This window comes from Treponema primitia ZAS-2, from assembly GCF_000214375.1.
In the GTDB taxonomy this organism is placed as follows: Bacteria; Spirochaetota; Spirochaetia; order Treponematales; family Breznakiellaceae; genus Termitinema; species Termitinema primitia.
In genome coordinates, this window is the sequence record NC_015578.1 from 922584 (window position 1) to 937593 (window position 15010).

The window sequence follows — 15010 nt, forward strand, 5'->3', positions numbered from 1 at the left end:
ATAAGGTTAGGTTCTGTTTATTCTACAAATGAAAGTTACATCCATATGCTTTTTAACAGAAATTATAGAGGTAATTATGAAAAAAAGGTTCAGGCTTTCCGCTGTCCTTGGGGCTGTAGTCATGATTTTGGCTATGGCGGGGTGCGAGGAATCAGGCGAAACGGTAAAAGATTTTAACGCAGCCCTTAGTGCGATTTCGGTAACCGGAACAGGGGAGGTGGCCCTTCCTTTTACGAGTGCATTTGCCAAGGGTAACCTATCTTACACATTAAACGTTCCTATTGGTACAAATGCCATTCAGATAAATCCCATACCGAGCAACACTAAATCAAGCTTTAGTGTTAATCTTCCAAACCCTATCAATAAACCAGATGGAAATATATCCACCATCACTATTGTGGTCACTGCGGAAAATGGAACTACGCAGGTCTATACGATTACTGTTAACTGGGACGTTAACAATAACCAAGACAGCAATGAAAACCAAGACAGCAATGAAAACCAAAACAGTAATGAAAACCAAAACAGTAATGAAAACCAGGACGGTAACGACAACCAAGGTGGCAGTGGCGGAGCAATCGCACTTGTTGGGCAATGGGCCTTATACGGTACTCCGTTTTATGAATTTACATCGAATGGAAAGATACTGATAGCTGGTATTGATATATCAACGACTTATACGGTGGCTACCAATAATACCATAACAGTAAAATCTTCCGGTTATACACGAGGAACGGTCACATGGTCCGTTTCCGGTGATGTGCTGACATTGTCAAATGCAGGAACCTCAGGTATTGTCCCCGGTACATATACTAAAATAACAGGTTCCAGTGGTGACCATGGCGGTACTTCCACTAATTTTATTGTAGGGACTTGGCATGGTTATTTAGGAATAGCGATTGTTACATTTACGTTTACATCTGATGGTTGGAGTATGAGTGGCAGGTCCGGTACCTATACCATGACAGATGAAGGCACTGCAGAATTAGAAGAAAGCGGCGATACGATCGGTTCCGCTATCATTTCAGGGGGTATCCTGAAGGTATCGTTATACGACGGCAGGTCCGGTTCTTTCGTTAAGTATTAAGTAGTTCCTTCTTTGTTTGCTGAATTGAGGCAGCGGTTCCAAATCATCATTTTGGAACCGCTGTTTTTTTCGGTACATCCACCGTGGCCTTTAACCCTTGAAAAAGACCCCTCCCGCCGTATATGATACCCTCATACGACAAGGAGCCTGAGAATCATGGCAAAAAAAGCCGGGGTCAAATACCCCTTTGAGACAATCGAACCCAAATGGCAGAAGTATTGGGCGGATCATCAGACCTTTAAGGCCGTTGAAGATCCGTCTTTCCCCAAGGATAAGCGCCGGTATGTGCTGGATATGTTCCCCTACCCATCGGCCCAGGGGCTCCATGTGGGGCATCCCGAAGGCTATACCGCCACGGATATCTACTGCCGTTACCTGCGCATGAACGGCTACAATGTGCTCCACCCCATGGGCTTTGACGCCTTTGGGCTGCCTGCGGAGAACTACGCCATCAAGACCGGGACCCACCCCTCGGTGACCACTGCGGCGAATATCAATCACTTCCGCACCCAGATTAAGTCCCTGGGCTTTTCCTACGACTGGGACCGGGAAGTGGACACCTCCAATGAAAAGTACTACCGCTGGACCCAGTGGATCTTCCTCAAGCTCTTTGAAAAGGGACTGGCCTACGAGGCGGAAAGTCCCATCAACTGGTGCCCCTCCTGCAAGACCGGGCTGGCCAACGAAGAGGTGAAGGACGGCTGCTGCGATCGCTGCGGGACCAAGGTGTCCCGGAAGCGGATCCGCCAGTGGATACTGAAGATCACCGCTTACGCCGAGCGGCTCCTGGATGATCTGGACGGCCTGGACTGGCCTGAGCCGGTAAAGCTGATGCAGCGGAACTGGATAGGCCGATCGGAAGGGGCGAATGTCATCTTTAAGATCGATGGGCATAGCGAAGCCCTGGAAATTTATACCACCAGGCCGGACACCCTGTTTGGGGCGACCTACATGGTCCTTTCCCCGGAACATTCCCTGGTGGAGAAGATCACTACGCCGGATCAGAAGGCCGCAGTAGGCGCCTACCTGGATGCGGCGGCTAAGAAGAGCGATCTGGAACGGACTGACTTGGCAAAGGAAAAGACCGGGGTTTTCTCCGGGGCCTATGCCGTCAATCCGGTGAACGGCGCCAAGATACCCATCTGGATCGCCGATTACGTGCTCATCTCCTACGGAACCGGGGCCATCATGGCGGTCCCTGCCCACGATGAACGGGACTGGGACTTTGCCAAAGCCTTTAACTTGCCCATTATTCAGGTTGTTTCCCCAGTTCCGCCTGGTGGAGAATCCGCAGGATTCTCCGATGGAAATACCGAAGGTATTTCCACGTGTACGGTTGCTGATGGGTGGTCGGTAAACTCTGGGGACTTTACCGGGCTTCCCACAACAGAGGCGAAAGAAAAAGTAACTGCCTGGGTTGAAGCCCAGGGCTTTGGAAAAAAGACCGTGAACTACAAGCTGCGGGACTGGATTTTCAGCCGCCAGCGTTACTGGGGGGAGCCGATTCCGTTAGTCCACTGCGAGCATTGCGGTATAGTACCCTTGCCTGAAACTGAACTGCCCCTGCGGCTGCCCGATGTCCAGTCCTATACTCCCACGGGCACCGGGGAATCCCCCCTGGCGGGGATCACCGATTGGGTGAACACCACCTGTCCCGTCTGCGGCGGTCCGGCCAAGCGGGAGACCAACACCATGCCCCAATGGGCGGGTTCCTGTTGGTATTACCTGCGCTATCTGGACCCTGACAACGATACTGCCTTTGCCGCAAAGGACAAGATCGACTACTGGGCGCCGGTGGACCTCTATGTGGGCGGTGTTGAACATGCGGTGCTGCACCTTCTCTACAGCCGCTTCTGGCACAAGGTCCTCTACGACCTGGGCCTGGTCAATACCAAGGAGCCCTTCCAGCGCCTGGTTAACCAGGGGATGATCCTTGGGGAAGATAACCTGAAGATGAGCAAGAGCCGGGGCAACGTGATCAACCCCGACGATATTGTAAAGAGCTTTGGCGCCGATTCCATGCGGGTCTACGAGATGTTCATGGGCCCCCTGGAGGTTACCAAGCCCTGGCTCACCGCAGGGCTCGTTGGGGTGTCCCGGTTTCTGGAACGGCTCTGGGCCATTGCCGAAAAGCCGCTTACTGAAAAATCCCCCACAGAAGCCCTGGGCGCGGAGCAGGCCGAAGAACTGGTACGCTTACAACACAAGACTATCAAGAAGGTGAGCAGGGATACTGGGTCCCTGGACTTCAACACCGCAATCAGCCAGATGATGGTCTATTCCAACGAGCTGGCCAAACTTGCCGAGCTCCCCCGGAGCCTCTGGGAACCCCTGGTACTGATGGTCAGCGCCTACGCCCCCCACCTGGGTGAGGAGCTTTGGGAGAAATTGGGCCACAGCGGTTCCGTATCCAAGGCGGCCTGGCCGGTCTGGGAAGAAAAGCTCACCGCGGATAACGAAGTAACCGTGGTGGCCCAGGTCAACGGCAAGATCCGGGACAAGTTTACTGCGGCAGCGGGGACGTCAAAGGAAGAGCTTGAAAAGATCGCTCTGGCCCTGCCGGGGGTGCTCAAGTGGCTGGACGGGCAGACCGTAGTAAAGGTAATCGCTGTGCAGGATAAGCTTGTTAATATCGTGGTGAAATAATACCCTCAGGATTGGTTACATAATTGGCAACATTGTTACTGTGCATTATCTATCTCGCCTTCATCAGCCTGGGCCTGCCCGATTCGCTTCTGGGGTCCGCATGGCCGGTGATGCACCGGGATTTCGCGGTCCCCCTCTACTTTGCGGGGATGGTTTCCGCTGCGGTCACCGGGGGGACCGTTATATCCAGCCTGCTCAGCAGCCGGGTGATACGCCGTTTCGGGACCGGCCGGGTAACGGCGCTGTCCGTAGCCTTGACCGCCATTGGGCTTTTGGGGTTCAGCCTCATGCCGTCTTTTTACTGGTTTGTCGTTTTTGCCCTGCCCCTGGGATTGGGTGCCGGGGCCATAGACACGGGGCTGAACAATTTTGTGGCCCTCAATTACAAAGCCCGGCACATGAACTGGCTCCACTGCTTCTGGGGCATAGGGGCGGGCTTGAGCCCGGTGATCATGTCCTGGTTCATTTCTGAGGGGGAACAGTGGCGTCACGGGTACCGGACGGTTTCCTTCGTCCTGATGGGAATAGCCCTGGTATTGAGCGCCACCCTTTTCCTCTGGAAGCCCTTTGAAGCAAAACATCAGGCAACAACGGAAGGCCCGGGGGCGCCGGGGCAAAAAAACATTTTCCGTATACCTGGAGTTAAGGCCGCGCTTCTGGGTTTCTTTTCCTACGTGTCCATGGAGGGGATCATCGGCGTTTGGGGGCCCACGTATCTGGTTATGCGCCGGGGGATAAACCCCAATACCGCAGCCCAATGGCTGTCCCTGTACTTTCTGAGCCTCACCATAGGCCGGTTTTTATCAGGATTTGTGAGCGCCTTCCTCAATAATATAAAACTGATCTACCTGGGCTGCCTCTTTATTGCCCTGGGGGTAATCTTTCTTGCCCTGCCCCTGCCGCCGGTCTTTTTGCTCCTTGCCTTTCTGCTCATCGGCTTCGGTTATGCGCCGGTTTTCCCCTCCATGCTCCACGAAACCCCCCGGCGTTTCGGCCCTGCCGTTTCCCAGGCCATCATGGGCTGGCAGTTCGCCCTGTCCTACATCGGCGCTTCCTGTACTCCCATGCTCACCGGTTTGATCATCTCCCGGATCAGCATGGGGCTCTACCCCTTTCTGTTCGTGATCTACCTGGCCGTGCTGGCGGGAAGTACTGCGTTTATCGGGGTGCTGGAAAAACAGGGGAAACTGGCAAATAAACTTGACCCACAATAAGCAGTAAGAAGAATTTCACCACGAAGGGACACAAAGGTGAATAGGAAAAGATCAGAGGACTACAATCCAGTATTTTTTTGGGACTGAGTATACGCTACGTGCAACGCAGTTCCCCGCGCTACTTGCAACGTAGTTCCCCGCGCTACTTGCAACACCGACTTTAGTCGGCAAGTTCCCCGCGCTACTTGCAACGCAGTTCCCCGCGCTACTTGCAACGCAGTTCCCCGCGCAGTTATTCCACCCTGATAAACTCTACCCGTTCATGGCGCTTCGCCTGTCCCTCACCGCAGCCAGCCTTTGTTCCAGCCCTTCTCCCTGCCCGCCAGTGATAAGCGCCTTCAGGGAGTCCAGGCTCCCTTCAAACTGCTCTATGCGCTGCAGTAATTCTGTTTTATTTTCCAGGAATAGTTCTGCCCACATGGGTGCGTTGAGCATGGCGATCCGGGTGAGGTCCTCAAAACTGCCGCCCCCGAAGCGGGTGATTTCCGTGTCAGCCTCGCAGTCTATCAGGGCTGCGGCGATAACATGGCAAAGCTGGGAGGTAAAGGCTATCTTCCGGTCGTGTTCCTCCGGCGTAGTCTCAGTAATCCTGCCGAAACCCATGCGGTGAATCAGGGCTTTCAGGAATTCCAGGTTTTCCGGTTTGTTCTGCGCCAGGGGGGTGAGGATGTAGTTTTTCCCCTGAAAGTTACAGTGTTTCGCGTTGGCAAAGCCCCCTTTCTCGCTGCCCGCCATGGGGTGACCGGGGATAAAGTCCAGGTCCGGCCGCAAGGTCCTTTCCACCGCTTTGACGATGTTGCCCTTAATACCCGCAATATCCGTGATGAGGGCGCCTGGGCGGAAGGCTGCCATCCAGGTTTCCAGGAACCTGAGCAGGGTGGAGGGATTGAGGCAGAGGAAGACCAGATCGCACTGCCCCAGTATTATTGTGGGGTCGTCTTTCCCCATGAGCAGCCCCTGGTTGATGACCCCCTGAGCTTTAGCCGCCTCCAGGGTTTCGCCGTCCGCCTCCAGTGCCAGGATGCGCCGGGGCCCCAAGGGCCTGAGCGCGAGAGCTATTGCGCCGCCCATGAGGCCTAATCCCACGATACCCACAGTACAGTCTTCGATAAGTTTCATTATCGTTCCTTTTTATATTATTTTTTCTTCCAGGGCTGCATATTTCCGCAGAACTGTCATGAGCGAATCGAAAGCGTCCGGGGTAATGGACTGCTCCCCATCACAAAGCGCCTCCTCAGGGTTGTTGTGCACCTCGATGATGAGCCCGTCCGCCCCTGCCGCAATGGCCGCCTTTGCCATGGTGGGAACCATCCAGGCAAGCCCTGTGGCATGGCTGGGGTCCACGATCACCGGGAGGTGGCTCTTCCGTTTTAAGGCCGGAATGGCGCTGAGGTCCAAGGTGTTCCGGGTAAAGTTATCAAAGGACCGTATGCCCCGCTCGCAGAGGATTATCTGATCGTTACCCCCGGCCATGATGTATTCCGCAGCCATGAGCAGTTCAGTGATAGTACACGCATAGCCCCGCTTGAGGAGTATGGGTTTGTGGCAGCGGCCCAGTTCTTTGAGCAGGGTGAAGTTCTGCATGTTCCGGGCCCCTACTTGGACAATGTCAACTTCGTCAAAAAGTTCCAGTTGGTGGATGGCCATGAGTTCCGTCACAATGGGAAGCCCGGTTTCTTTCTTCGCCTCCAGAAGCAGGTCCATCCCTTCGCAGCCCAGGCCCTGGAAACTGTAGGGGCTGGACCGGGGCTTGAAGGCGCCCCCCCGGAGAAAAGTGGCCCCTGACTGTTTTACCGAATTGGCTATGCCCACTATCTGCTCCCGGGTCTCCACGGAACAGGGGCCGGCCATGATCCCCAGGCTTCCCGCCCCTATGCTCCGCACCTGGCCCCCGGCAACCGGAATATCGATCCGGGTATCCAGGGGGTGAAAAGCCCGGTTAGCCCGCTTGTAGGGCTCCTGCACCCGGACAACCTTTTCCACCAGGTGGTGGGCCTGAAGGCTTTCTTCGCTGATCCCCGTGGTGTCCCCCACCAGGCCCAGGACAGTCTGGGAGGTTCCTGCCGAATAGTGAACCTTGACCCCCCGCCTTTCCAGCAGGGCGGTAAAGTTTTTGATGTCCTCCTGGGCGGTTCCCGGTTTAATGGCAATGATCATGATCTGCTCCTTGGCAATAATTTTCCGGCGGCCATACAACCGCCAGGGCGCAAAAAAAGGGAGGCCCCTTGGCAATACTCTTATTGCCCTGGAGTCTCCCTGGTTTACAGGTTATGGGTGTTTAGATCAGCTAAACACCCCAGGCTCCGCGGGGTTTGAGGACAGATAATAATAGTAGAGGTAGGCCTGGATAAGGGAGGCGGTTTTATCTGTTCGGAAAGACGCGGAACTTTTCAATATTTTTCCTTTCAGGGATACGTTATAACAGAACGGCGGAAAATGTCAATAGCCTGTTGTATTGGGCGATCTGTTTTTCACCGTACAAACCTGATAAACCCCTCATCAATACGAAGGGTCACAGTGCTGTCCTTTGGGGACAGGCTGGCCCGGGGTCCGGTTTCCACGGTGCAGGGCAGGCCTCCGGGAAGTTCCAGTTCCAGGCTAAGCCGGTCCCCGGTGAATCCGCTGCCCCGGTAAACTGCGGTACAAGCAGCTTCCCCGGAAGCCGGCAGGGCGGCGGCAGGCGGGTGAACGGTTAATGCGTCCGGGCACTTGCCACCTTGGGTGGAGGGTCCTATTCGAGTAAATCGTTTCTGACGCAGAATAGCACGATAAGCCGCTCCCTGATGGCATTCTTGAGGTAATTTTAAAATCGATTCTAGTACTAAAGTACTAGATATTTATCAGAAAACAGTACTTTGGTAACATTCGGTGCGAAAGGACAGTTTTTCCTTTCCAATAAATGTAATCCGTGGTATAATTTAACTGGTTTTAATCAAATTTATTGGAGGAAAGAAATGAAAAGAATTTGTATCGTTTTAGCATTGTTGTCGGCAGCTATTGCTGTGTTTGCTGGCCCTGCTAAGGACAACGAAAGTCGATCTGGCAGTGCAATCACCGGTATAACGGTTAATACAACCGTACACGGAGACGGGCAAAAGATTGAAAGTATCACTATTATTGCAGAAAACCAAAGGGTTTTGCAGGGACTTACCGCTGGAGATTTTAAATTCACCGGTAATACCGGCGGCTGGGGCAGTAATTTCCCCGTAGGCAGCGATCCCGCGGACCCGATGGCCTATGTAACCCTGTACGGAGCGAATCAGGCCAGCCCTGAACGGACTCCGGTTATTGAACCCTTTACGCCGGATATAAGCGGCATCGCAGTTGATGGAAATAAAATTACCCTTAGGGTGTCAAATTTTTCTCCAAAGCTTTATTATGTAAAGGATTTTACCATAGAGTGTACCAATAAGGATTTAAGCTTTTCCAACCGGATTCTGCCTGTACTTGATAATAGCGGCAGGTTTGGTAATTCCAACTCAAAAGTAACAGTGGTTACTCCCACGGCGGACGAATTTGCTTATATCAAGGTTTCCAAAAGCGGCTCGGAGCCGACGGACTATAATTACTTCCTGTTTACTCCCCGGGGAGCAGGCAGCAAACCCCTGCCCCTGGTTCTTTCGAATCATGGTTCGGGGGATCAGATGACTCTGGTTGCTAACCGGGTTACCCTTGCCTGGGCGGAACCGGGAGTTCAGGCGGAAAACCCGTCCTATGTACTTGCGCCGGTTTATCCTCAGGGGGATTACGAAAATACCCAGGTGACGACCATCGTTAGAACTATCGCCCTTATTGAACAATTAATAGCCCAGGGAAAAGTTGATCCTGCAAGAATATACATCGAAGGGAAATCCATGGGAGGGAAAAATACGGTCAAAATTGCTTCGCTCTATCCGGATTTTTTTGCCGCCGCCCTGCCCCTTTGTCCGGCCAGTATTCTTCCCAATTCATCTTCCCAGGCAGAATATGCGGATGACTATAAAAAAATAGGAACCATCCTCAAGGACCTGCCCATATGGTTTGTTGTCGGTAGAAACGATGCCCTTTCCCCTCATAGTCAGGGTTATTACAATGCCTTGACGGCGGCTGGAAGTTATAAGGCGAAACTATTGATGTACACCCCTGAACAAATGCTTGCCCGGGGTATATTCAAAGCCCATGATAATGAAATTATCAGTCTGGAAGATTCCCGGTATTCCGACTGGTTGTTTGCCCAGAGGAAGGTAAATAAACAAACCGATGCTATTGATTACATCAGACTCAATACATGGTCTGCACCCCGGGGACACACTATCAAAACCATTGATATTTATGTAAATAATCCGGCGGTATTGTCAAACATCCGCAGCCCTGCGGATTTCGGCGGGAAAATAACCGGTAACACCTACAATTACAGCAGTCGCAGTCTGCCCAACGGAGAATATCGGACTAATACGCTGGTCCCCTATGAAGCGAAGATCAATAACGTAGTCGTTTCCGGGAATAAAGTAACACTTACCCTGGATCCTATTAAAGGGTATATCGGGGATGATCTTTCACGGGGCATCGACAACGGCGTTGGAGGGTTCAAAAAGTTTTATTACGCAAAAGATATTACTCTTACCTGTACGGCAAATAATGCCCTGAGTTTTACCAGGGATCGCCGTATTGAGGAAAACACCGGCGGACTGGCGGTTAATGATATTACCACCGAAACTGCGGACAAATTCGCCCAATTCAGTTCAAAGCATACTGCGTCTTTTGATTATAATCTTTACGCTCCCGATGGCGTGGTTACCGGTTCCATAAACGATGTTAAAGCGGAACATCCTGCGCCGCTTGTCCTCGTTATGCATGGTTCCGGAGATCAGGGTACCCTTTTGGCAAACAGAATGGCTATTGCCATCGCAGAATCCCATCCGGAAGCTTATGTCCTTACGCCAATATATGTGAATCAGAATAGTGTCTCCGGAAAAACCGAAGACTCTGTGGCAAACCAATGGGTTACAACAGGGCAGTCCATTGATCTGATTAAACGTATGATTGATATTGGTTTGGTTGACAGTAAGCGGGTATACCTTATTGGTAAATCAATGGGGGGTAAAAATGTTCAGCGTACCTATGTCAGGTATCCTGATTTTTTTGCCGCGACTATTTCTCTGTCCGGCAGCATCGCCCAGGAATTTGTCAAAGGAGATCCTGATACAACTAACGCTACCGCCGCTGATGTGACGGTTCCCGGTTTTGTAGATGTGTTGAAAAACAAGCCTTTCTACATTATATGCGCAGTCGGAGATCCCATAAACAGTTCCGACACTACTCCTAACGGCGGAAAAACTACCCAATCCCGTGCCTTGAGAGACGCTATAATTGCTGCCAATGGAGGAACCGCTCCGGGTACTTTTAAATATCAGGAATATTCCGCAGAAAATCTTACCAGGGACAATTTGACAAAAGACGGCTTATCGCCTTCAATAAAACCCCATGATGTGGAAATTATTTGTATGGAAGATCCGCAGTTCCTAAATTGGATGTTCTCTCAATCACTTTCCAGATAAGCATAATAGATTATGGTGCCGGAGGCAAACTTCCGGCCCGTAATTTTTAAACGAAGAATCCCGCTGTTTGGTGGGGTTCTTCGTTTTGATTAGAAATGTTACCGGAAGTTCGGTCAAAGAAATGGCAAATAAGCAATATATTTGCTTATTGAATAAATTTCCTGTATTGACTATGATACTCCTATGTTTCTGGCAACGACAAACATAAAAGCAGACTTCCCGCGACGGCTCCCGGCTCCATTATGCTTTAGCTAAAAATCAGCAGGGTAGTTCAGTTATTAACATTTATCTGTCTGTTATTTTGTTTCAAGGGATAATTTGGCTTCAATCTGTTCCGGGGTGTATCCCTTTTTTATCGGACAAACCTGATAAGCCCCTCATCAATACGAAGGATCACAGTGCTGTCCTTTTGGGGCAGACCGGCGCGAGGGCCGGTTTCCACGGTGCAGAGCGTACCCCCGGGAAGTTCCAGTTCCAGGCTAAGCCGGTCCCCGGTGAATCCGCTTCCCCGGTAAACGGCGGTACAAGCAGCTTCCCCGGAAGCCGGCTGGGCGGCGGCAGGCGGGTGAACGGTTAATGCATCCCGGGGTACAAAGAGCAGGGACCCTGCGGGGTCCCAGGTTGGCATATCATCTGCAGCAGGGACACGCAGTTTTCCTAAGGGGGAGCTGACCAGGGTCCCATTCTGCCCGGTTTCAAGGATGGTGCAGTCCAGGACCAGGCCTGCCCCGAAGAAGCGGGCGCCAAATTCGGTTTTGGGGGAGAGGAAGAGTTCCCGGGGGGTGCCGGTTTCGACGATCCTGCCTGAAGACATGAGGGCGATACGGTCCCCCAGGGCGGCAGCTTCCTCCCGGTCATGGGTAACAAAAATACAGGGCACAGCGGTACGGGAAGGAATCAGGCGGAATTCTTCCCGCAGGGAACGGCGCAGGGGGGCGTCCAGGCTGGAGAAAGGTTCGTCCAGCAGCAGTGCCCGGGGCCTGGCTGCCAGGGCGCGGGCAATGGCGACCCGCTGCCGTTCGCCCCCGGAAAGGGTATCTATGCGCCGATTTTCATACCCGGATAGTTTTACTATTCCCAGTACTTCGGTGACAATACGCCGCCGTTCTGCCCGGGAAATGCCGTGGATAAAGGGGCCGTAGGCGATGTTCTTTCCCGCGCTTAGATGGGGGAAAAGGGCCAGGTCCTGAAAAACCACAGAAATACTGCGTTTCCAGGGAGGAAGTTCCCCTATGTCCTCTCCGTCTATCAGTATATCCCCCGCCTCGGCCTGAATGATCCCCGCAATAAGACTGAGGGCAGTGGTTTTGCCGCATCCTGAGGGCCCGGCCAATACCAGGGTTTCCCCTTCCTTAACGGAAAGGTCCAGGGTAACCGAAAAATCTTCATAGGATTTACGCAGTCCCCGTATTTCAATAGCCATGGCTTCCCCCCTTCTGTTTTACCCCAAATTCCGACAAAAGAAAAGCGCCGGCGCAGGCGAGGATCAGCATGGTTCCCGCTGCGCAGGCAGTTCCGTAGCGGTAGGAATTTGCCGCCCGGTAGATAAGCAGGGGCAGGGTTTCCCAGTCCTCCAGGCCCAGCATCATGACGGCATTCAGTTCGCCCAGGCTGATGGCGGCTGAGAAGCCCCAGGCTGACCGGAGGCGTCCCATGCTCAGTGGTATCTCCACAGTAATGATGCGCTTCAGAGGGTTTGCCCCGAACACCGATGCTGCGTTAGAGGTATTCGGCGGTATGCTTTCCAGTCCCCGGGAAATTGAATTAAAAGCAAAGGGCAGGGCGGTAACCGCATGGAGTACCACCGCCGCCCAGAGTGACCGGGAATGATCCCTGCCGTAAAGACTGAGCCAGCCGAAACCCAGGACTATCCCGGATGAGGCCAGGGGCGCGGTGGCAAAGATACGGATCAGTGCTGCCAGGGGGGATTTTCCGTGGGCTTTGCCTGGGCTTTGGCTTACAAAGCGAAGATTCGATGCTGCCCCGGCGGCGAGTATTGCCAGGACGCTTGCCAGGGTTGCAGAAAGCCCCGCCAGGAGCAGGGACCGGAGCAGGGCGGGGAGTATGCGTTCCCCCAGGGAGAGCCACCACCGTGCCGAAACTTGGGGCAGGGCGGCCCGGGATGGTTTATACAGAAAGGATTCCAGGGGTACTGAAAGAAGGGGACCCAGTACAAACAGGAATAGTAAGACCCCGTAGACAATCAGGGCGATATGCCCGCCGGCGCTTCGGCGCTCATCGGGGAAGCGGTCCCGGATTTCAAGGGTGTTCCCGGTACGCCTTTCAATACGAAGGTACAGCATAAATACTGCGCTGGCAATAAGGGTTTCTATTAACGCAAGGGCCCCGGCATTTGAGTAATCCAGGGATAAGCGGGCATAGCGGTAAATTTCCACCGCCAGGGTTGTTGCCCCGGGGCCGCCCCCCAGGACCAATACCACAGCGAAACTGGTAAAGCTGTAAAGGAACACCAGCAAAGCCGCGGATAGTATTGATGGAAGCACCAGGGGAAACAGTATTGTTAAGCCGGTCAAAAAAGGTGTTGCCCCCATGGTTTCCGCTGCCGGGGCATAGGCTTTCCGGGCCCGGGCCATGCCGTCTCCAACCAGGCGTATCACCAGGGGGAAGTTATAGAAACCGTGGGCCAGGACAATGGCCCCGGGGCGGTACAGGATGCGTAAGGGCCCATCTTCAGCGCCGCCCAGGGCTGCAAGGAAGCGGTTTGCCCAGCCTGAGTTTCCGAAAAAGAGTACAAATCCTAATACCACCAGAATCGGCGGCATGGCAAAGGGAACGCTGGTCAGGGCCCGGATGAACCGGGTCCCCGGGGAGTTCTCCCGCAGCAGCCCGGATCCCAGGAGCCATGCTCCGGGAAGCCCCAGGCCCAGGGCCAGAAGGGCGCTCAATCCCGCCTGTCCCAGGGTAAAGAGGGTTATCCTCAGCAGGGCGGGGTTGGCCAGGGCGGAAAAAGCAGCCCCACCGGTTACCCCGGTTCCGGCAGACCCTGAGCTGCGGAAACCCGCGCTCAGGGCCGCCCCATAGGGCAGGATGAAGGCGAGCAGCACCGCTGCCAGGGGCAGCAGTGCAAAGAGAAGCGCCGCTTGCAACCCAGTATTGGTTTTAATACTATTCCGCCTACCGGTACCTATGGGGAAAATATTCCGCACTATTACTGTCCGCTGGAGAGAATCGCCGCCCACTGGTTCAAATCGGCATCCGTAGGCGCCGGAGGCCGCAGGGGCTTGTCGCTTTTAGGGTTGATCCGGTAGGAATCCGGCAGTGCCACCGGGGTAACCGGGTACATCCAATTGGTATGGGGCGCCGTATTCTGGAAAGCATCGCTGAGCATAAAGTCCAGGAACTTTTTGGCGTTACCCTTGTTTTTTGCTGAACCCAAAAGCCCCGCCACCTCAATCTGTATGGGGTGCCCCTCGGCAAATATCGCCGCCCGGTACCGGTCGCTGCTTTCGTATTCCAGGTGATACCCGGGGCTGGTGGTGTAGGAGAGCACCAGGGGCGCTTCCCCTTCGGTGTAGAGCCCGTAGCCGCTGCTCCAGCCCTCAGCAATGGTGAGGATAGAGGGCCTCAGGCGCCGCCAGTAATCCTGCCATCCGTCACCGTAGATAGCCTTAGTCCAGGTGAGGAAACCAAGCCCCGGGGATGATGTCCGGGGGTCCATTAGTATGAGTTTCCCCGCGTATTCCGGTCGGGTCAGTTCCTCCAGGCTGGCGGGAGGGTTGGGAAGCCGCTCGGAATCGTAGTTGATCGCAAAATAACTGTAATCCCAGGGGATGAGCCGGTAACTCTCATCAATGATAAGTTCAGGCAGTATACGATCCGCCCCGGCTGGCTTGTATCCCTCAAGCAGCCCCGAACTGAGGGCCTTTTCCGCCATATTCTGATCCAGCCCCAGAATGATATCCGCTCCGGCGTCCTTTCCTTCCAGGAGCAGCCGGGAGAGGACTGCCCCGGCGTCTCCGTGGTTTACCCAGCGTATCGCAATTCCGGTTTCATCCTCAAATAGTTGGGATAGCTCCGGTCCGGGTCCCCACTCTGAGTTGAAGGAATCGTAAGTCCAGATAACCAGTTCCTTTGTTCCGTTACCCTCCGCTTTATTCCGGCTGCAGTCTGAAAAAAACAGAGAAACGGAAAGTGCTAACCCCAGGACCGCAAAAAGCGTCTTGGGACCGATGGATAAAACTTTTTTTCCACCCATGATGTTACCCCTTTGGGACTTTAGTCCCGCCTGTCGGGGAGTATTACTGATCGGACCGCATTGTTTACAAACCCCGGGAGAACCCCGGTATGTTTATATAACCGTAGCCTGTCTGCATGATTTGTTCATCATGGCAAAGGGCTGCGGCTGTGTTCCCTACGCCGGCATTATCCGGATCAGGTTCAGCGGGTATGATCTCAGGCATTCCGTCGGATAAACAGGCCCCCAAAGGCCGGTGTTTCCGTAACGGTCAACCACCCCAGTACAGATAAGATTTCTACAATATAGAGTATAGGGATTAGGCGGGAAA

General features: G+C 53.6%; 9 protein-coding genes. 4 read left to right on the top strand and 5 right to left on the bottom strand.

Translation table 11 applies throughout. The features are described 5' to 3' along the window. The first annotated feature begins 76 nt into the window (after nucleotides 1-76). The 3 genes from TREPR_RS04160 to TREPR_RS04170 all read left to right on the top strand — a co-directional run bounded on the left by TREPR_RS04160 (nucleotide 77) and on the right by TREPR_RS04170 (nucleotide 4947). Nucleotides 77-1087, top strand: coding sequence for a cadherin-like beta sandwich domain-containing protein (locus tag TREPR_RS04160; RefSeq protein ID WP_041611007.1), 1011 nt, complete (start codon nucleotides 77-79; stop codon nucleotides 1085-1087). Between the two features lie 156 nt (nucleotides 1088-1243). Then, complete coding sequence (leuS, locus tag TREPR_RS04165; RefSeq protein ID WP_015707039.1) at nucleotides 1244-3733, top strand: leucine--tRNA ligase; 2490 nt, start codon at nucleotides 1244-1246, stop codon at nucleotides 3731-3733. Nucleotides 3734-3756: 23 nt separating this feature from the next. Then, a complete protein-coding gene (locus tag TREPR_RS04170) occupies nucleotides 3757-4947 on the top strand; it encodes an MFS transporter (RefSeq protein ID WP_015707040.1) in 1191 nt (396 codons plus the stop codon). Nucleotides 4948-5199: 252 nt separating this feature from the next. Here TREPR_RS04170 and TREPR_RS04175 read toward each other — a convergent pair whose 3' ends face one another. Together TREPR_RS04175 and aroF are read right to left on the bottom strand one after the other, a co-directional pair. Next, a complete protein-coding gene (locus TREPR_RS04175) occupies nucleotides 5200-6066 on the bottom strand; it encodes a prephenate dehydrogenase (protein WP_015707041.1) in 867 nt (288 codons plus the stop codon). Between the two features lie 12 nt (nucleotides 6067-6078). Then, complete coding sequence (gene aroF, locus TREPR_RS04180) at nucleotides 6079-7104, bottom strand: 3-deoxy-7-phosphoheptulonate synthase (RefSeq protein WP_015707042.1); 1026 nt, start codon at nucleotides 7102-7104, stop codon at nucleotides 6079-6081. 797 nt (nucleotides 7105-7901) lie between these two features. Between aroF and TREPR_RS04190 the strand changes: the two genes are divergently transcribed. Then, nucleotides 7902-10484 carry a prolyl oligopeptidase family serine peptidase gene (locus TREPR_RS04190; RefSeq protein ID WP_081468632.1) on the top strand — a complete coding sequence of 861 codons (2583 nt, stop codon included), beginning with the start codon at nucleotides 7902-7904 and terminating at the stop codon, nucleotides 10482-10484. Nucleotides 10485-10836: 352 nt separating this feature from the next. Here TREPR_RS04190 and TREPR_RS04195 read toward each other — a convergent pair whose 3' ends face one another. Genes TREPR_RS04195 through TREPR_RS04205 form a run of 3 tightly spaced genes read right to left on the bottom strand, consistent with a single transcriptional unit; the run spans nucleotide 10837 to nucleotide 14700 of the window. Beyond that, a complete protein-coding gene (locus TREPR_RS04195) occupies nucleotides 10837-11907 on the bottom strand; it encodes an ABC transporter ATP-binding protein (protein ID WP_015707045.1) in 1071 nt (356 codons plus the stop codon). After that, nucleotides 11897-13684, bottom strand: coding sequence for an ABC transporter permease (locus TREPR_RS04200; RefSeq protein ID WP_015707046.1), 1788 nt, complete (start codon nucleotides 13682-13684; stop codon nucleotides 11897-11899). The genes TREPR_RS04195 and TREPR_RS04200 overlap by 11 nt, the downstream gene beginning before the upstream one ends. Further along, nucleotides 13654-14700 (bottom strand): thiamine ABC transporter substrate-binding protein, encoded by a 1047-nt coding sequence (locus TREPR_RS04205; protein WP_015707047.1) that lies wholly within the window; start codon nucleotides 14698-14700, stop codon nucleotides 13654-13656. Before TREPR_RS04205 ends, TREPR_RS04200 begins: the two co-directional genes overlap by 31 nt. Nucleotides 14701-15010: the final 310 nt, after the last annotated feature.